Source organism: Halomonas kalidii (genome assembly GCF_030010475.1).
Lineage (GTDB): Bacteria > Pseudomonadota > Gammaproteobacteria > Pseudomonadales > Halomonadaceae > Halomonas > Halomonas heilongjiangensis.
Genome location: NZ_JASCQN010000018.1, coordinates 1 through 17,871 on the forward strand (window position 1 = coordinate 1; position 17,871 = coordinate 17,871).

Genomic DNA, 17,871 nt, shown 5'->3' on the forward strand with positions numbered 1-17,871 from the left:
AAATCAATTTGTACCGTTTTATGAGATTTGTCGTTGACGAGCAGCCGATTGATGGTTAGATTCTGATCAGGTTTCGTTATTCGGAACTTTTTGTACCACAAAAACATCAATCGGCGGCGCGCCGAGGAGGACCCGATGAGCACCCCAGAGAGCCAAGACACCCGCAGCGTCGTGCAGGGCAAGCAGACCATGACCCCCTCGGAGGCCTTCGTCGAGACCCTGGTCGCCAACGGCGTGACCGACATGTTCGGCATCATGGGCTCGGCGTTCATGGACGCCATGGACATCTTCGCCCCGGCCGGCATCCGGCTGATCCCGGTGGTCCACGAGCAGGGCGCCGCCCACATGGCCGACGGCTATGCGCGGGTCTCGGGCCGCCACGGCACGGTGATCGGCCAGAACGGCCCGGGCATCTCCAACTGCGTGACCGGCATCGCCGCGGCCTACTGGGCGCACAGCCCGGTGGTCATCGTCACCCCCGAGGCGGGCACCACCGGCATCGGCCTGGGCGGCTTCCAGGAGTGCCACCAGCTGCCGATGTTCCAGGAGTTCACCAAGTACCAGGGCCACGTCACCCACCCGGCGCGCATGGCCGAGTACACCGGCCGCTGCTTCGACCGGGCGATGGCCGAGATGGGCCCGACCCAGCTCAATATCCCGCGCGACTACTTCTACGGCGAGATCGAGTGCGAGATCCCCCAGCCCTCGCGAGTCGACCGTGGCCCGGGCGGTACCAAAACCCTCAACGAGGCCGCCGAGCTGCTGGCCAAGGCCGAGTTCCCGGTGATCGTCTCCGGCGGTGGGGTGGTGATGGCCGACGGCGTCGAGGCCTGCCAGGCGCTGGCCGAGCGGCTGGGGGCGCCGGTGGTCAACAGCTACCAGCACAACGACTCCTTCCCGGCCAGCCACCCGCTGTGGTGCGGGCCGCTGGGCTACCAGGGCTCCAAGGCGGGCATGAAGCTGATTGCCCGGGCCGACGTGGTGGTGGCGCTGGGCACCCGGCTGGGGCCGTTCGGTACCCTGCCGCAGCACGGCCTGGACTACTGGCCGCAGGACGCCAAGATCATCCAGATCGACGCCGACCACAAGATGCTGGGGCTGGTGAAGAAGATCGCGGTGGGCATCTGCGGCGACGCCAGGGAAGCCGCCGAGGCGCTCACCGAGCGCCTGGCCGGCCGTACGCTGGCCTGCGATGCCAGCAAGGCCCAGCGTGCCGAGCGGATCGCCAGCGAGAAGGCGGCCTGGGAGCGCGAGCTCGACGAGTGGACCCACGAGACCGACCCGTTCAGCCTTGACGCCATCGACGAGGCCGAGGGCGAGACGCCGTTCTCCGGCGGTGAGTACCTGCATCCGCGTCAGGTGCTGCGCGAGCTGGAGAAGGCGATGCCCGAGGACGTGATGGTCTCCACCGACATCGGCAACATCAACGCCGTGGCGCACAGCTACCTGCGCTTCGACAAGCCGCGCAGCTTCTTTGCGCCGATGAGCTTCGGCAACTGCGGCTATGCGCTGCCGACCATCATCGGCGCCAAGGTGGCGGCGCCGCACCGGCCGGCGATCGCCTACGCCGGCGACGGTGCCTGGGGCATGAGCCTGATGGAGACCATGACCGCGGTGCGCCACGAGATCCCGGTGACCGCGGTGGTGTTCCACAACCGCCAGTGGGGGGCGGAGAAGAAGAACCAGGTGGAGTTCTACAACCGGCGCTTCGTGGCCGGCGAGCTGGACAACCAGAGCTTCGCCGCGATCGGCCGGGCGATGGGTGCCGAGGGCATCACCGTGGACCGGCTCGAGGACGTGGGGCCGGCGCTGCGGAAGGCCATCGACCTGCAGATGACCGAGGGCAAGACCTGCATCCTCGAGATCATGTGCACTCGCGAGCTGGGCGACCCGTTCCGCCGCGATGCGCTGAAGACGCCGGTGCGGCTGCTGGAGAAGTACCAGGACTACGTCTGAGATATTTGCCGAGACAGCGCCAGGATAGCCCCGGTCGCCAGGCGAGCAGCTCGTCGGACCGGGGTTTCTTGATTTCCGGGGGAGAAGACTCATGACGGATTTTCTGATCATCGGCGGAGGCGTCATCGGCATGATGACCGCCTGGCAACTGGCCGAGGCCGGCCACTCGGTGGTCCTGGTGGAGCGGGGGCAGTGTGGCCGGGAGGCCTCCTGGGCCGGGGGCGGCATCGTCTCGCCACTCTATCCCTGGCGGTACTGCGAAGCCGTCTCCCAGCTGTCGCGCTGGTCGGAGCAGGCCTATCCCCAACTGGCGGCCCGTCTGCGCGAGGAGACCGGCATCGATCCCGAGTTTCGCCGGAAGGGACTGCTCTATCTGCGGGTCGACGACGGCGACCAGGCGTTCGCCTGGTCGCGACGCCTGGGCAAGCCCCTCGAGTCGGTCGAGGCCGACTTCATCTACGCCAAGGAACCCTGGCTGGCCGCCGGCTTCCGCTCGGGGCTGTGGATGCCGACCCTGGGCAGCATTCGTAATCCCCGGCTCTGCCGGGCGCTGCGGGCCCGGCTGATGTCACTGCCCGGCGTGACCCTCGAGGAGGGCGTGACCGTCGAGGGACTAGGCATCGAGCGGGGCAGCGTGACGGGAGTGGAGACGTCACGGGGTCGCCTTGCCGCGGGCGAGGTGATCCTCTGTGGCGGGGCCTGGAGCGGTGTGCTGCTGGGCGGCATCGGCATGGCACTGCCGGTTCGTCCGGTAAAGGGCCAGATGATGGTGTTTCGCACGTCTCCGATGGCGCCTGGCAGGCAACTGCTCGAACGGGTGGTGCTCGCCGACGGTCGCTATCTGATTCCCCGGGGTGACGGCCGTGTGCTCATCGGCTCGACCCTGGAGGAGGCGGATTTCGACAAGACCACCACCGCGGATGCCCGGGCCTCACTCCTCGCCAGCGCCGCGGCCATGTTGCCGGCCCTGGCCGACTGCGAGATCGAACAGCACTGGGCCGGGCTGCGGCCGGCGGCGCCGGATGGCATTCCCTTCATCGGTGCCGTGCCGGGCGTGCGAGGCCTGCACGTCAATGCCGGCCACTACCGCAATGGCCTGGTGTTGGCGCCGGCCTCGACGCGGCTGCTGGTCGACCAACTGCTGGGACGCGCCTCGCTGATCGATCCCTCGCCCTATCGCCCGGACCGAGGCCTGGTCGGTGATGATCGGCCGGCATCGCCGCTCGGCCGAGTGTCCATGCCCCCCGCTGGCCCAACGACTGGGTGCCAACTGGCGCTAAGCGCGCGCGCGGAGGATCAGTACTCTCGTTGACAGGCTCTGGAAAGTGGAAGACGCAGCAATGCAGCCAGAGCGAGTTGGCAACACCTGACAAGCAACCAGTTTACGGGAGAGGCAAATGCGCCAGCCGGATGTGGAATTTCTCAAGGCCTTCAGCGACGCCCTGAATCGTCATGACATCGATGCCGTGATGGAGATGATGACGGATGATTGTGTGTTTCATGCCATTGCCGGCCCGGAACTGGTCGGCAAGAGCTTCGTCGGACAGGCCGAAGTGCGACAGGGGCTCGAGAACGCCTGGAAGACCGCCCCCGATGCCTGCTGGGTCGATGGTGAGCACTTCGTGATCGGTGACCGCGGCTTCTCGGAAACCACCTACAAGGGCACGACCCCCGACGGGGTTCGCTCCGAGGCCCGCATGATCGATGCCTTTACCTTCCGCGACGGCAAGATCGCCGTGAAGAACGCCTTTCGCAAGAACCGGCCGCCGATTGCGGGCCACAACGACTAAGGACGGTGCGAGCCGCGGTATCCCGACACACAGGAGTCGATCATGGAGACAATGACCAGCAAGGCGGGAGAAGAGCGACGCAGCGTTACCGCACCATCCCAGCCTTATGATCCGGCTTATGATCCGCTGAAGAGCACCACACCGGGGCAGGGGCGTGACTACGCGCCGACCTACTGGATCGGCACCGCGGGCGAGCCCCCGGCCGATGACGGCCCGGTGACCCAGGACATGGATGTGGACGTGGTGATCATCGGGGCTGGCTTCACCGGTCTGACGACCGCCATCTTCCTGGCGCAGGAATACGGCATCCGGGCGACCGTGCTCGAGGCCAATCGCACCAGCTGGGGCTGCAGCACCCGCAACGGCGGCCAGGCGCAGTGCGCCTCGGGACGCCTCAAGCGCTCCCAGTGGATCGAGCGCTATGGTCTGGATACCGCACTGAAGCTGCATGCCGAGTGTGTCGAGGGGATGGAGACCTTCAAGTCGCTGATCAAGGATATCGACTGCGACCCCCAGCCCGGCGGGCACCTCTACATCGCCCATCGCGACAAGGTCATGCCGGTGCTGGAGAAGGAGGCCAGGCTGCTGCGCGACGTCTTCGACTACGATGCGCAGATCCTGGATGGCGACACGGTCAAGCGGGACTGGGTCGGCGATCAGGAAGCCGCCGGCGCCATGCATGAGCCCGAGGGCATCGGCATCCACGCCGGCAAGCTGGCGTTCGGCTATCTCAGGAAGGCCAGGGCCCTGGGGGCCAGGGTGCACCCGTCGAGCCCCGTCCAGGGCTGGGAAACGCGCGACGGCGTGCACTATCTCAAGACCCCGGGTGGGACGGTCAGGGCCCGTGCCGTGGGCATCGCCACGGGGGGCTATACCTCCCAGAGCCTGCACCCCCAGCTCAAGAATCGCCTGTTGCCGATCCTCTCCAACTCGATCGTCACCCGGCCGCTCACGGCGAACGAGATCGAGGCCTGCAGCTTCAGGACGCATCAGGTCATCACCGATACGCGCGTGCTGCGGCACTATTACCGCCTGCTGCCGGACAACCGGCTGCAGATCGGCAGCCGCAGTGCCATTACCGGGCGTGATGCCCCCCAGCAGAAATACGAGGATGTGCTGGTCAACAACATGGTCCGGAAGTTTCCGGCGCTGAAGGGCATTCCACTGGATTACTCCTGGTGGGGCTGGGTCGATGTCAGCCACGACATGATGCCGCGCATTCATCAGCCGGACCCCAGCGAAACCATCTTCTATGCCTTGGGCTACGGCGGCAACGGGGTCATGTACTCGGCCCAGGCGGGGCGCCGCCTGGCCCAGTGGATCGCCGGCGACGGCAGGCAACTCGACCTGCCGATCTTCACCTCCAAGCTGCCCTTCCCGAATATCCGCGAAATGGTCGAGTCCCAGGCCTTCGCCCCCTTCCGGCGGTTCGGACAGCGGTTTCTCTATCGCTGGTACTATCTTAAGGACGAGGTGTTGTGACCAGGCTGGCTACGTTTGGCCGACCGTAACTCACTGTATAGCGACTAGTCTGACCGTTCCATGGCCTTCGGGATCAATCGAGCCAGGCGTTCGATGCCTGGCTCGATGCGTTCTTCGGGAATGGCGGAAAAACCCAGGCGCATGTATTCGCTGCCGGGACGATCGAAGTAGTGCAGGTTGCCGCATTCGACCAGGATGCCTTCAGCACGAGCCAGTGCCTGGAGCCGCGTGCAGTCCAGTCCTTCGGGGCCGCGGACCCAGAAGCAGGAACCACCGAACGTCGAGGGGGTATGGAAGGTCGGCAGATGACGCTTCAGCGCCTCGCTCATGCAGTGCCAGCGGTTCTCGAACGTCTGGTGGATCTGCCTGAGCAGCGCGTCGTGATAACCCCGGTCGAGGAAGAGGGCGAGGGCGCGCTGGTTGTTGGTCGGCGGGTGGCGCAGCATCAGTCGCCGTAGGGCGCGGGCCTCGCGGATGAGCGTCGGGTGGGCGACCATGTAGCCCAGTCGCAGGCCGGGTGCCAGGGTCTTGGAGAGACTGCCGACATAGATGACCCGGCTATGCCGGTCCAGGCTCTTGAGCGCCGGCGTGGGGTTGCTGAGGTAGTTGGTCTCGCTGTCGTAGTCGTCCTCGATGATCAGGAAGTTCTCGATCTCGGCCATGTCGAGCAGCTGCCGCCGCCGCTCGAGTGGCATGGTCACCGTCGTGGGGCTCTGGTGGCTGGGCGTCGTGTAGACCAGGGAACACTGCGTCAGCTCCTCGACCGGTCGCATGCCCTGTTCGTCCACCGGCAACAGGCGGATATCGTCCGTGAACATCCGGGCGATATTGTACATGTCCACATAGCCGGGATTCTCCATTCCGAACTGCCGACCCGGCTTCAACAGCAGCATGGCGGCGATCCACAGTGCCTGCTGGGTGCCGACCGTGACGAGAATTTCCTCGGGCTTGGCCCAGACGCCACGCCGGGGGAGCAGTCGCTTGTGAATCTGCTCGATCAACAGGGGGTCATCATCGTTGAGGTGGTCGACCGACCAGCTGCGAATGGCCGGCACGCTCATGGAGTCACGACCACATTCCCGCCAGTGTTGAGTCGGAAAGAGCGCCGGATCGATCTGCCCGTACAGGAAGGGGTAGTCGTATCGATGCCAGTCACTGGGTTTTCGGATGGTTTCCTGCTGCGAGGGCCGGACCGTGAGCAGCCTTTCCCAGGGCATACGCTCGGCATCGATATCGTTGAGACGCACCGGTTTCTCGGCTCGACCTTCCAGGATTTCCGGATTCACGAAGTAGCCGCTGCGACTCTTGGCAATCAGATAGCCGTCGTCGAGCAACTGCTCATAGGCCAGCATCACGGTGTTACGCGCCACCTGTAGCTCGCGCGCCAGCTTGCGGCTGGAAGGAAGTGCCTCATCGAGCGGGATATGTCCATCCAGGATGGCATGCACGATCTGTTCACGCAGTTGCTGCTGGAGGCTCGTCGGAAGGCTTGAATCGAGATGAAACAGTAGCTGGCTCATGGTTGGCCCACGATGAAAGCCATCCCCGGGAAGGGTCTGGCGAGTCGATGCAAGGAAGTGGGGCTCGGGCGCCGGCACCCACGACCTTCGAACATGCCAAGAAAGTGCCTCGATGTCCAGTTGGACAATCGAAAAATCAGTGGGTTGCATCACCCCGTTCAGCGGCGATGGTGGCCTGATCGGTCGATGTCATCACCATGCCGGGGGCTGGACCAATCGACGGGTGGTGTCTGGTACTAGTGCCCCGGTGTCGGGGGGGTAAAGTGAACCTCATGGAACAGCCCGATTCAGACAAGACGAACCGAGTGGCTGCTCCAGGGTGAGTACAAGTCAATAACAAGACATTGCTGGGAGAGTGGCATGAACAAGATAGTGTTTTCCGTAGCCGCGGCGGCTGTCAGTGCCGTCATCAGCCAGAATGCACTGGCCGAAACCTGGCGCATGGCGCTGGGAGATGCCCAGGGCGGTACCCAGTATGCCATGGGGGAGAAGTTTGCCGAACTGATCCATGAAAAGACGGATGGCCAGGTGACCGTCGACATGTTTCCCAACGGCCAGTTGGGTAGCGAGCAGGATACGGTCAGCAGTGCCAGCATGGGATTGCTGGATCTCTCGGTCCTGGCGATCAACAACATCACTCCCTTTTCCCCCACGGTAGGTGTTCTCACGCTGCCGTATGTGATTACCAGTCCGGAAGACGCCAAGACCCTCACCCAGGGTGAGATCGGTCAGCAGCTGGCCGAAAACACCATCCGGGATGCCGGCGTCAGGGTGCTTTCCTGGGCCTATTCGGGGTGTCGTGTGCTGAGCAACTCCAGCAAGCCGGTCGCCACCCCGGATGACCTGCAAGGGCTTACCATTCGCGTGCCCCGCAACGAGATCATGATTGCCTCCTATCAGGAGTGGGGGGTCAATCCGCTGCCGATGGCCTGGTCGGAAACCTTCACGGCCCTGCAGCAGGGCGTCGTGGATGGGCAGGACAACCCCTATATCACCATCAATGCCATGAAGTTCTACGAGGTGCAGGATTACATCACCGATATCTGCTATGTGTTCTCGCTGGAGCCGCTGATCATGAGCGAATCCAAGTTCCAGAGCCTGAGCCCCGATATGCAGGAGGTCGTGCTGGAAGCGGGGCGGGAAACCACTGCCTACAGCTATGACTACCTGCTGGAGTCGGAGGAAAGCATCAAGCAGGCCCTGGTGGAGGAGCACGGCATGCAGATCATCGAGCCCGCCAATGGCGAGAGCGAATGGATCGAGCGTGCCTCGAGCATCTGGCCGCGCTTCTATGACAGCATCGGCGGCGAGGAGCGACTGGCGGAGGCGCTACAGGCGCTGGGTCGGGACCTGAACTAACAGCCGAATTTCCGTGAACGCTGTACTGGGTGACGTCAGTGCAGCGTTCGGAAAACATCAGGCAAGGCATCGGGGGCGACCGTCATGAAACAGCTTCTACTGAAGATTTTCGACAATCTGGAAAACTATATATGCCAGTTTCTCCTGGTGTTCTTCGTGGTCTTGCTGTTTGTTCAGATTGTGCTGCGTAATGTATTCAGCGGCTCATTGGCCTGGGGCGATGAGTTGGCCACCTATGCTTTCGTCTGGTTTGCCTATATGGGGGCAGTGTACGCGGCCAAGATGTCGGCCCATAATCGCGTGACATTCCAGTTCAAGTTCTTTCCTCGTGTTGTCGAGAAGGTTTGCAATATAGTCACTGACCTGATCTGGGTGGGGTTCAATCTGTATTTCGTTTATCTGAGTTACGACTTCGTGTTCAATCGCATGAATGTGTTCTGGAAGTCCCAGACGATGGGGGTTCCAATGAAGTACTTCTACCTGATCCTCCCGCTTGCGTTCCTGGTCATGTCTGTTCGCATTCTACAGAACATGTATGTCAAGCATGTGATGAACCGGCAGATCATGGATCCGGAAGATGCGCAAATCGAAGAGATGAAGCGCACGCAAAATGAAACTCACGACAAGAGCTGAGTGATCGGAGACAACGTCATGGATCCCATTATCGTATATGTGCTGTTTGGCACCTTCTTCCTGCTGCTATTGCTGGGAGCTCCCATAACAGCGTCTCTTGGTGTATCGGCCCTGGCGGCCTTCCTCTACATCGGCCAGAATCCGGCCACCTTTGTCCAGATCGCCTTCACCTCGGTTGGCTCGTTCCCGCTCATGGCATTGCCCGCCTTCATCCTCGCCGGGGCCCTGATGGAAGCCGCGGGGATCTCACGCCGGCTGGTCGACATTGCCGAGGCGTTCGCCGGGCCGGCAACGGGCGGGCTTGCGGCGGCAACGGTCTTCGCCTGCATGTTCTTCGGCGCCATCTCCGGCTCGGGGCCGGCTACCACGGCTGCCGTTGGCATGTTGATGATCCCGGCCATGGTACAGCGGCACTACGATCGGGGGTATGCATCCGCCATTACCGCCTCCTCCGGCGGCCTGGGCGTCGTGATCCCCCCCTCCATCCCCATGGTCATCTTCGGTATCACCGGCATGGGCATGACACCGCCCCCGGAAGCGGTGGCGGCACACGGCAGCTTCCAGACCTTGTCGATTCCCAAGTTGTTCATTGCCGGAATCTTTCCCGGCATAGTGATTGCCGGTTGCCTGCTGATCATGAATTATCTTCTGTCGAGGAAACATGGGTATCGTGGCCTGACCGATCACTGGTCGACTGAGGCGATCAAGAAGGCACTGCACCGTGGTATCTGGTCGATCCTGGCGCCCGTCATCATCCTCGGCGGTATCTACTCCGGGGTGTTCACGCCGACGGAGTCGGCCATCGTTGCCATCTTCTATACGCTGATCGTGGGGATCTTCATCCACAAGGAGCTGAAGTTCCGGCCGGCGATGAAGACGCTGGAAACCACGACCTGGATCAGTGGGCGCGTGCTGCTGATCCTGTTCACCGCGACGGTCTTCGGCCGGCTTCTGGTCGAGCAGCGTGTCCCGGCTTACATCGCGTCGGCCATGCTGGATTTCACCCAGAACATGTACATCATCTGGGCGCTGATCATCATGTTCCTGCTGTTCGTCGGCATGTTCATGGAGACCCTCGCGGCCATCATGATCCTGACGCCCGTCTTGCTGCCCATCATGTACATGCTGGGGGCCGACCCCGTCCATGTGGGTATCGTGGTCGTCTGTGCACTGGCGATCGGTTTCCAGACACCGCCGCTCGGCGAGAACCTGTTCGTTGCCTCGGGAATTGGCGGGGCCTCCATCGAGGAAATCTCCTATCGCGCCTTGCCGTTTGCCGCCGCATCCATTATCGCGCTCTTCATTGTTGCCTATGTGCCGCAGATTTCTCTCTGGCTGCCGGGAGTGATGGGCTATTAGGTTGGGCATTGGTATGTCGGCTCCGGAAGTTGGCCAGGCGAAGTGCAGTTGTCATTTGAGGTGACGGAGGAAATATGGACAGGTCAATCGAAAACATTCTTTGCTGTGTCGGGCTTCGCAGTGACAGCCATGTGGTACTGGAGCAGGCATTCAGGCTTTCACTCGCCACCGGGGCGAAGCTGCATGTCCTTCACGCCGTCAAGTCGCTGGATGATGACGTCATGAACACGCTGCGCGTCAATATTCGCGACAAGAAGACCCTGCAGGGACTCATCCGCAAGCGTCTGGACGAAGCGAGGCAGCAGCTGGAAGACAAGATGGCAAACTTCTGGAGCCTCCATGGCGAGGGAGATGAGTCCAGCGACACCCGGGTTGCCAGCCTGGAGGTGGCCGAGGGCTACCCGGCCAAGGTGATTGTCGGCATGGCTTCGAAGCTGGGCTGCGACCTGATCGTGATGGCCTCCAACAAGCACGGCTTTACCGCCTCCTATGCCGGGAAGGTGACCCGAGGGGTCCTGAAGCGAAGTCACATTCCGGTCGTGGTCGTGCCACCACCCGAGTAACCCTCGGCGGAAGGGCGCATCAAGACCGAGTCCATCGCCAGTTTTTCTTGAACCAGGTCGAGCGTCTCACGGTGCATTTCATGCACTGCGGGCAAGTTCGTGCCTGGAGTATTGAAAGGAAGTGACAACATGATCATTGAACGTGGTAAGCGAGCCATGCGTAGCCCGATCACCTTTTCGCGAACGGCGGCCGAGGGGGTCCCGCACGTCATGCCGGGCGTGCTGATCTGCATCACCATTGCCCTGGCCACGACGTTCATTGCCGACCACTATGGTGGTCCCACGCTGCTGTATGCCCTGCTGTTCGGTATGTCGTTGCATTTCCTGTCGGAGGAGGGGCGCTGCGTGGCGGGGATCGAGTTTGCTGCCCGGACCATCCTGCGCTTCGGCGTTGCGCTGCTCGGCGTGCGGATCACCATCGAACAGGTCACCTCCCTGGGGATCGGGCCGATTGTCACGGTGGTGGCCGGCGTGGTGCTGACCATCCTGATGGGGGCACTGCTGGCCAGACTGATGGGGCTGCATCGTGACATGGGGCTGCTGACGGGAGGCGCGGTCGCCATCTGCGGCGCCTCGGCAGCGCTGGCGCTGTCGGCGGTCATGCCGCGCGGGGCCAACAGCGAACGCAACACCATTCTCACGGTCGTGGGCGTCACGACCCTGTCCACGGCGGCGATGGTGCTTTATCCGCTGGTCGTCGGGGTGTTGAGCCTGACGGACCAGCAGGCCGGGGTGTTTCTGGGGGGTACGATCCATGACGTGGCCCAGGTCGTCGGGGCGGGGTACATGATCTCGGAGGAAGCCGGCGACGTCTCGACGTTCGTCAAGCTGATGCGTGTGGCGATGCTGGTGCCGGTCGTGATGTGCTTCACCTTCCTCTTCCGCCATCGCGAGGGCCACGAAGGCAGGAGCAAGGTGCCGAGGCTGCCCGGTTTCCTGGTTGCCTTCGTGGTACTGGTGGTCATCAACAGCCTGGGCGCGATACCGCTGAGCGTCGCCGACGGCATGACGGACCTGTCCCGCTGGTGTCTGGTCACGGCCATCGCGGCACTGGGGATCAAGACCTCGTTCCAGAAGCTGGCCGTGGTGGGGTGGAAGCCGGTCATCCTGATGGTGGCCGAGACCCTGTTCCTGCTGGCGCTGGTGCTGGTGTTCATTATGTTCGGCGTGGTGAGTATCTGATGCGTGTCTGGATAAATGGCGAGTGTCGCTTGTTGAACCCGGAGACCACGATCCACCAACTACTGGTGGCTCATGAACTGCAAAGGCGGCGCGTGGCGGTCGAGCTGAATGAGGAAATCGTACCGCGCAGTCGCCACGACGAGGTGCGCATTTCCGATGGCGACCGTATCGAAATCGTGCATGCCATCGGAGGTGGCTGATGCAAATCGACGAGGATGGCGGAATGCTGAAACAACCGGCTGAGGATGCGCCCCTGGTGGTGGCGGGTAGACGCTTCGACTCTCGCCTGATGGTGGGAACGGGAAAGTACCGGGACTTCGAAGAGACGGCCCGGGCGCTAGAGGCGAGCGGTACGCAGGTCGTGACCTTTGCCGTGCGGCGAACCAACCTGGGGCAGGCGCCCGGTGAACCGAATCTGCTCGATGTGGTGCCGCCGGATCGCTATACGTTGCTGCCGAATACGGCAGGCTGCTACAACGCTCGCGATGCCGTGCGGACCTGCAAGCTCGCTCGCGAACTGCTGGAGGGTCACAACCTGGTCAAGCTCGAAGTGTTGGGCGACGCGAAGACGCTCTATCCCGACGTGGTCGAAACCATCAAGGCCGCCGAAGCGCTGGTGCGCGACGGCTTCGACGTCATGGCCTATACCAGCGATGATCCCATCGTGGCGCTCGAGCTGGAGAAGCTGGGCTGTTGCGCGGTCATGCCACTGGGATCGCTGATCGGCTCAGGCTGTGGCATCCAGAACCCGCACAACATCCGGCTGATCATCGAGCAGGCCGGTGTTCCGGTGCTGGTCGACGCCGGCATCGGTGCGGCCTCCGAGGCCGCCATGGCGATGGAGCTGGGATGTGATGCGGTCCTGATGAACTCGGCGATCGCCCACTCGCCGCGGCCGATCCAGATGGCCAGGGCGATGAAACTGGCGGTCGAGGCGGGGCGGAGTGCCTTTCTGGCGGGGCGTATGCCGCGCCGCGGCCAGGCCGAGCCCTCGTCACCCGCCTTGGGTCGAATCGGTGCCTGACACCGTTCGCTTGCCCTGATTCGTGATCTCGTGCTGGGCCGCCTGGATGGCGGTCAGGGCGATGGTGTAGACGATGTCGTCGACCAGGGCGCCGCGGGAGAGGTCGTTCACCGGTTTGTCGAGGCCCTGTAGCATGGGGCCGACGCTGACCACCCGGGCGCTGCGCTGCACCGCCTTGTAGGTGGTGTTGCCGGTGTTGAGGTCGGGGAAGACGAACACCGTGGCGCGGCCGGCCACCGGCGAGTCGGGGGCCTTCTGTCGACCGACGCTCTCGATGGCGGCGGCGTCGTACTGCAACGGGCCGTCGATCATCAGATCCGGCGCCTGCTCCCGGGCCAGGCGGGTGGCCTGGCGCACCTTCTCCACGTCGACGCCGCTGCCGGACTCCCCGGTGGAGTAGCTGATCATTGCCACCCGGGGCTCGATACCGAAGGCCTTGGCGGAGCGGGCACTCTGCAGGGCGATCTCGGCCAGGGCCTCGGCGTCGGGGTCGGGGTTCACCGCGCAGTCACCGTAGACCACCACCTGCTCGGGCAGCAGCATGAAGAAGATCGACGACACCAGCCGATAGCCGGGAGCGGTCTTGATCAGCTGGAAGGCAGGTCGCACGGTGTTGGCGGTGGTATGCACGGCCCCCGAGACCAGGCCATCGACCTCGTCGAGTTGCAGCATCATGGTGCCGAGCACCACGTTGTCGTGGAGCTGTGCCTCGGCGGTCAGCTCGTTCACCTTGCCGGTGCGCCGCTCCACCATGGGGGCCACGTAACGGTCGCGGATGCTGTCGGGGTCGATGATCTCGAGCCCCGGGGGCAGTTCGATGCCACGGTTGCGGGCCACCTCCTCGATCTCCTCGCGCTTGCCGAGCAACACGCAGCGGGCGATACCGCGGCGCTGGCAGATCGCGGCGGCTTCCACGGTGCGTGGCTCGTCGCCCTCTGGCAGCACGATGCGTCGATCGGCGTGCTGGGCCAGCTTGACCAGTTGGTGGCGGAACGCCGAGGGTGAGAGCCGGCGGGTGTAGCCATGATTGAGGTGATCCTTGAGCCACTGCAGGTCGAGGTGGGCGGCGACGAAGGCGGTGACCCGTTCGGCCCTCTCCGGGTCGTCCACCGGGATATCGTTGCCCATCTGGCCGAGGTCCTGCGCCGTGGTGAAGCTATCGGTATCCACGGTGAGCACCGGCAGGCCGGTCTTCAGTGCCGGGCGGCACATCTCGATCATGTTCTCGCCGGGCAGGTAGCCGTTGGTCAGCAGCACCCCGGCCATGGGTACGCCGTTCATGGCCGCCAGCGCCGTGGCGAGCACGATGTCGTCGCGGTCTCCCGAGGTGACGATCAGGCTGCCGGGCCGGAACACATGCAGGGCGTTGGCGGCGCTGCGGGCGCAGAGGCTGGTCGAGAGCACCCGTCGGCTCGCCGCCTCGCCCTCGCTGAGGAAGCGGGCGTTCAGGGCACGCGCCACGTCGAGCACCCGCGGGGCATTGAGCGAGGGGGTGTAGGGCACCGCGCCGATCAGGTGGAAACGGTCGGTGCCCAGCGCCGGTGAATGGCGACGCAGTTCGGCGAGCTGGGCGGCGTCGAGTATCGGGGGGGCGGTGCCCGGGGCCAGGGCGACCTCGTGCTGGCCGGCACTCGGCAGGTTGTGCAGACGCATCAGGATGCAGCCCAGGGTGCGACTGGAACTCACCCCGCCGAAGGCGCGGGCGTGCATGTCGAGCTGTTCGGCCAGGGCCCGGGGGGCGGCCATGTCGCCGGTACCCACCAGGATCACCCGGGCATTGAGGGCGTGGGCCATCTGGGTATTGAGCTGGGTGGCGTAGGTGCCGTGGCGGGTGGGAACGAGACCCTCCACCACCAGTAGTTCCGGTGGGTGTTCGCGATGGGCCGCGATCGCCTGATCCTGCAGTTCCACCACCTGCTCCATCAGCACGTCCAGACGGTCTTCGCGTAGCAGCCGTTCCATCAGTGACTGGGGAATCGGCGCCGGCGGGTGTAGCCCCAGGGTACTGGCGACCAGCGCCGTGGAGCGGTCGGGCCCGGGGCCGTTGAGTTCGTCCTGGCGCAGCGGCTTGAGGAAGCCGGCCTTGAGGCCGATGGCGTCGAGCGCCCGGATCAGCCCCAGGCAGGCGGAGGTCAGGCCGGCACCCTCGCTGGTGGGCACCAGCAGCAGGGTCTGGGGCGCGTCGGGGATCTCGCTGGGCGTCATGGGGACGTACCTCCCAGTAGCTGGCGGGTTTCCTCGGCGATACGGCCCTCCTCGTCGGTGGGGATCACCCACAGCCGCGGGGCGGCAGGGTGGCGGCCGTCGATACGCCCCTCGCGGCCGCGCACCGTCGCGGCATTGGCGGCACGGTCGAGGCCGAGGCCGAAGTGGGGCAGGTGGCCGACCACCTTTTCCCGCACCAGCGGCGAATTCTCGCCGATGCCGCCGGTGAAGACGATGCCGTCGAGGCGGGGCAGGGCGCAGGAGAGCGCCGCCAGCGACTTGGCGACACGATAGCAGAATACCTCGATGGCCAACTGGGCACCGGCATGGCCCTCCTCGGCGGCGGCCTCCAGTTCGCGCATGTCGTGGGTCAGCCCGGAGAGCCCCAGCAGGCCGCTGCCGCGGTTGAGCACCTCGTCGATGCGTTCCAGGGTCCAGCCGAGCCGGCGGGCGAGGTGTGAATGCAGGCCCGGGTCCACGTCGCCGCTGCGGGTGCCCATCACCAGGCCCTCCAGCGGGGTCAGGCCCATGCTGGTATCGAGGCTTCGGCCTCCCCGGACGGCGGCGGTGGAGCAGCCGTTGCCCAGGTGCGCCGTCAACCAGCCGCCGCTATCGAGGCTGCTCAGGGCATCGGCGCGGGTACTGACGTAGGCGTGGCTGGTGCCGTGGAAGCCGTAACGGCGGATGCCATGGTCACGGTAGAGCGCCTCCGGCAGGGCGTAGCGGTAGGCCCGCGGCGGCAGGGTCTGGTGGAAGGCGGTGTCGAAGACGGCGACCTGGGGCAGCTCGGGGAACAGCTGGCGGGTGGCCGCCACGCCCTGGAGGTTGGCCGGGTTGTGCAGGGGGGCCAAGGCGGCGGTCTCCTCGATGGCCGCCACCACCGCGCCATCGATCAGGGTGGCTCGGGTGAACCGCTCGCCGCCATGCACGATGCGGTGCCCCACGGCGCCGGGCCGGTGCCCCTCGAGGCCGTCGAGGATCGCTTCCAGGGCCCGGACATGATCATCGCCGGCCAGGGCACGCTCGAACGGTGCGCCGCGGCTGTCGTGCCCCTTCAGAAGGGCATCGCTGCCGCCCAGCCGTTCGGCCAGGCCAGCCAGGCGCGGGGCATCGGGGTCGGCTGCGATCAGGGCGTACTTGATCGAGGAAGAGCCACAGTTGATGACCAGCACCGGGTCGTTCATCGGCAGTCCTTGGAAAGGCAGGGCTGGCAAGCGAGGAAGACATCAGTCTAGCATGCTGCATTGAGTCAGAAAGTCGGGAATGCCGGTAGCCTTCTCCCTATCCCCGGATAGCCAGCGCCTGAGGCACCGAGGACGGGCTTCAAGCGTTTCACGCTCCGGAGGTGTCCGCCAATGGGCTCGATAGGAAGGGCGAAAATGGCATGTGATGCCGCCCTGCAGAGTCAATGCCCGCTGGATGGACGTCAGTGGCGCAAGGGATCCCGGCGATCCCAGGCCTCAGAAGCTGGCGGTCGAGGCGGGGCGGAGTGCCTTTCTGGCGGGGCGTATGCCGCACCGTGAACGAGCCGAGCCCTCATCACCCGTTGCTGGTTGTATCAGGAGGTGAGGGCGGTCCATCTCTCCAGTCGGTGCAGTGGTCGAACAGGCGCCTCAGGGTCGGCAGTAGTAGAGCTTCGCCGGGAGAATGTTGAGGGGCTCGAAATCGCACTCTACGTCGGAGAAGACGCGGTGCAGGTCGGGTAGTACCTTGGAGGAGAACTGGTAGATCAGCATGGAGCCCTGGGGCGAGAGCGCGTCGAGGCTGTTCATGAGGATGGACTCGCGGCTCGTGGCCGGCATGGTGCTGAAGGGGATGCCGGCCACCACGTAGTCGGCGGCGGGCAGCCCCAGGCGGGTCAGCTCGGCCTGGATCGTCTCGGCGGAGCCCCGCACCACTCGGAGCCGGGGATCTGGCAGCGACTGCTGGAGGAAGTCGACGAACTCCTGATTGGTCTCCAGCGCCAGCAGGGTCAACTCCGGTGGCATGTGGCGCAGGAGCTCCCGGGTGATGGTCCCGACTCCGGGCCCGTATTCGACGACGACCCGGGTGTTCTGCCAGTCGATCCGCTCGACCAATCGCCGAACCAGAAAGGGGGAACTGGGGATGATCGAGCCCAGCATGCGGGGGTGCTTGAAGAAGTTGCGTGCGAAGAGCGATAGCTGAGCGCGTCTCCCGTTTCCTGCCAAGGCCGTGGGTCGGTCTTGCGCGGTCATGGGCGTGCCTCCTTGCTGCGTAGAGAACAAAGTATGCTTCCACTCTAGGCCGACAGAGGCGAGCGGGATAGAGCGCGTTCCGTCAGGCCCTGCAGCATGGGGGCGACGCTGACCACCCGGGCGCTGCGCTGCACCGCCTTGTTAGGTGGTGTTGCCGGTGCTGAGGCCGGGGAAGACGAACACCGTGGCGGGGCCGGTCACCGGCGAATCCGGGGCCTTCTGACGGCCGACGCTCTCGAGGCCGTCGAGGATCGCCTCCAGGGCCTGGACATGATCATCGCCGGCCAGGCACGCTCGAACGGCTCGCTGCGGCTGTCGTGCCCCTTCAGACGGGCATCGCTGCCGCCCAGCCGTTCGGCCAGGCCCGCCAGGCGCGGGGCATCGGGGTCGGCGGCGATCAGGGCGTACTTGATCGAGGAAGAGCCACAGTTGATGACCAGCACCGGGTCGTTCATCGGCAGTCCTTGAGGCGGCAGAACAGAAAAGACGGCGCGGAAAAGGCAAGAAGACGTTAGTCTAGCATGCTGCGCTGCGTCAGAGAGTCGTGAATGCCGTTAGCCTTCTATCGGCTTCGCTGGCATT

16 protein-coding genes and 2 pseudogenes are annotated in these 17,871 nt (G+C 64.5%); 12 read left to right on the forward strand and 6 right to left on the reverse strand.

Features of this window, described 5'->3' with window-relative positions:
- Window positions 1-135 precede the first annotated feature (135 nt).
- The 4 genes from xsc (at window position 136) to QLQ85_RS03435 (ending at window position 5,228) form a co-directional block, all read left to right on the forward strand.
- Window positions 136-1,956, forward strand: coding sequence for a sulfoacetaldehyde acetyltransferase (xsc, locus tag QLQ85_RS03420; protein WP_282737714.1), 1,821 nt, complete (start codon window positions 136-138; stop codon window positions 1,954-1,956).
- A 91-nt stretch (window positions 1,957-2,047) separates the two neighbouring features.
- Window positions 2,048-3,268, forward strand: coding sequence for a glycine oxidase ThiO (thiO, locus tag QLQ85_RS03425; protein WP_282737715.1), 1,221 nt, complete (start codon window positions 2,048-2,050; stop codon window positions 3,266-3,268).
- A gap of 85 nt (window positions 3,269-3,353) precedes the next feature.
- The gene (locus tag QLQ85_RS03430; RefSeq protein ID WP_282737716.1) at window positions 3,354-3,746 is read left to right on the forward strand and encodes a nuclear transport factor 2 family protein; all 393 of its coding nucleotides are present in this window, start codon (window positions 3,354-3,356) and stop codon (window positions 3,744-3,746) included.
- A gap of 42 nt (window positions 3,747-3,788) precedes the next feature.
- Window positions 3,789-5,228 (forward strand): NAD(P)/FAD-dependent oxidoreductase, encoded by a 1,440-nt coding sequence (locus QLQ85_RS03435; protein WP_282737717.1) that lies wholly within the window; start codon window positions 3,789-3,791, stop codon window positions 5,226-5,228.
- A gap of 44 nt (window positions 5,229-5,272) precedes the next feature.
- Here the strand turns inward: QLQ85_RS03435 and pdxR are convergent, their stop codons facing one another.
- Entirely contained in the window at window positions 5,273-6,748 is a 1,476-nt protein-coding gene (gene pdxR, locus QLQ85_RS03440; RefSeq protein WP_282737718.1) for a MocR-like pyridoxine biosynthesis transcription factor PdxR, read from the reverse strand.
- A 360-nt stretch (window positions 6,749-7,108) separates the two neighbouring features.
- Between pdxR and QLQ85_RS03445 the strand changes: the two genes are divergently transcribed.
- The 7 genes from QLQ85_RS03445 to QLQ85_RS03475 all read left to right on the forward strand — a co-directional run bounded on the left by QLQ85_RS03445 (window position 7,109) and on the right by QLQ85_RS03475 (window position 12,868).
- The gene (locus tag QLQ85_RS03445; protein WP_282737719.1) at window positions 7,109-8,107 is read left to right on the forward strand and encodes a TRAP transporter substrate-binding protein; all 999 of its coding nucleotides are present in this window, start codon (window positions 7,109-7,111) and stop codon (window positions 8,105-8,107) included.
- Between the two features lie 84 nt (window positions 8,108-8,191).
- Window positions 8,192-8,740 carry a TRAP transporter small permease gene (locus QLQ85_RS03450; RefSeq protein WP_282737720.1) on the forward strand — a complete coding sequence of 183 codons (549 nt, stop codon included), beginning with the start codon at window positions 8,192-8,194 and terminating at the stop codon, window positions 8,738-8,740.
- Window positions 8,741-8,758: 18 nt separating this feature from the next.
- Window positions 8,759-10,099: a TRAP transporter large permease gene (locus QLQ85_RS03455; RefSeq protein WP_282737721.1), complete on the forward strand. Its 1,341-nt coding sequence runs from the start codon at window positions 8,759-8,761 to the stop codon at window positions 10,097-10,099.
- Window positions 10,100-10,173: 74 nt separating this feature from the next.
- Window positions 10,174-10,662, forward strand: a complete 489-nt coding sequence (locus tag QLQ85_RS03460) for a universal stress protein (protein WP_282737722.1) — start codon at window positions 10,174-10,176, stop codon at window positions 10,660-10,662.
- Between the two features lie 129 nt (window positions 10,663-10,791).
- Window positions 10,792-11,844 (forward strand): YeiH family protein, encoded by a 1,053-nt coding sequence (locus QLQ85_RS03465; protein ID WP_282737723.1) that lies wholly within the window; start codon window positions 10,792-10,794, stop codon window positions 11,842-11,844.
- Window positions 11,844-12,044, forward strand: a complete 201-nt coding sequence (thiS, locus tag QLQ85_RS03470; protein ID WP_102629618.1) for a sulfur carrier protein ThiS — start codon at window positions 11,844-11,846, stop codon at window positions 12,042-12,044. The genes QLQ85_RS03465 and thiS overlap by 1 nt, the downstream gene beginning before the upstream one ends.
- A complete protein-coding gene (locus QLQ85_RS03475) occupies window positions 12,044-12,868 on the forward strand; it encodes a thiazole synthase (protein ID WP_282737724.1) in 825 nt (274 codons plus the stop codon). Before thiS ends, QLQ85_RS03475 begins: the two co-directional genes overlap by 1 nt.
- Here QLQ85_RS03475 and pta read toward each other — a convergent pair.
- Window positions 12,839-15,073 (reverse strand): phosphate acetyltransferase, encoded by a 2,235-nt coding sequence (gene pta / locus QLQ85_RS03480; RefSeq protein WP_282737725.1) that lies wholly within the window; start codon window positions 15,071-15,073, stop codon window positions 12,839-12,841. The genes QLQ85_RS03475 and pta overlap by 30 nt on opposite strands.
- A complete protein-coding gene (locus QLQ85_RS03485) occupies window positions 15,070-16,257 on the reverse strand; it encodes an acetate/propionate family kinase (RefSeq protein WP_282737726.1) in 1,188 nt (395 codons plus the stop codon). Before QLQ85_RS03485 ends, pta begins: the two co-directional genes overlap by 4 nt.
- Before the next feature lie 280 nt (window positions 16,258-16,537).
- On the opposite strand from QLQ85_RS03485, the pseudogene QLQ85_RS03490 reads away from it, so the two are divergent.
- Window positions 16,538-16,642 (forward strand): annotated as a pseudogene (locus QLQ85_RS03490) (thiazole synthase); the annotation flags it as partial.
- A gap of 44 nt (window positions 16,643-16,686) precedes the next feature.
- Here the strand turns inward: QLQ85_RS03490 and QLQ85_RS03495 are convergent.
- The 3 genes and pseudogenes from QLQ85_RS03495 to QLQ85_RS03500 form a co-directional block, all read right to left on the reverse strand.
- Window positions 16,687-17,289, reverse strand: a complete 603-nt coding sequence (locus QLQ85_RS03495) for a class I SAM-dependent methyltransferase (RefSeq protein WP_102629615.1) — start codon at window positions 17,287-17,289, stop codon at window positions 16,687-16,689.
- A 44-nt stretch (window positions 17,290-17,333) separates the two neighbouring features.
- Window positions 17,334-17,529: pseudogene (locus tag QLQ85_RS22845) on the reverse strand (phosphate acyltransferase); the annotation flags it as partial.
- Window positions 17,487-17,744 (reverse strand): hypothetical protein, encoded by a 258-nt coding sequence (locus QLQ85_RS03500; RefSeq protein WP_282737727.1) that lies wholly within the window; start codon window positions 17,742-17,744, stop codon window positions 17,487-17,489. The pseudogene QLQ85_RS22845 and the gene QLQ85_RS03500, both read right to left, overlap by 43 nt.
- Window positions 17,745-17,871: the final 127 nt, after the last annotated feature.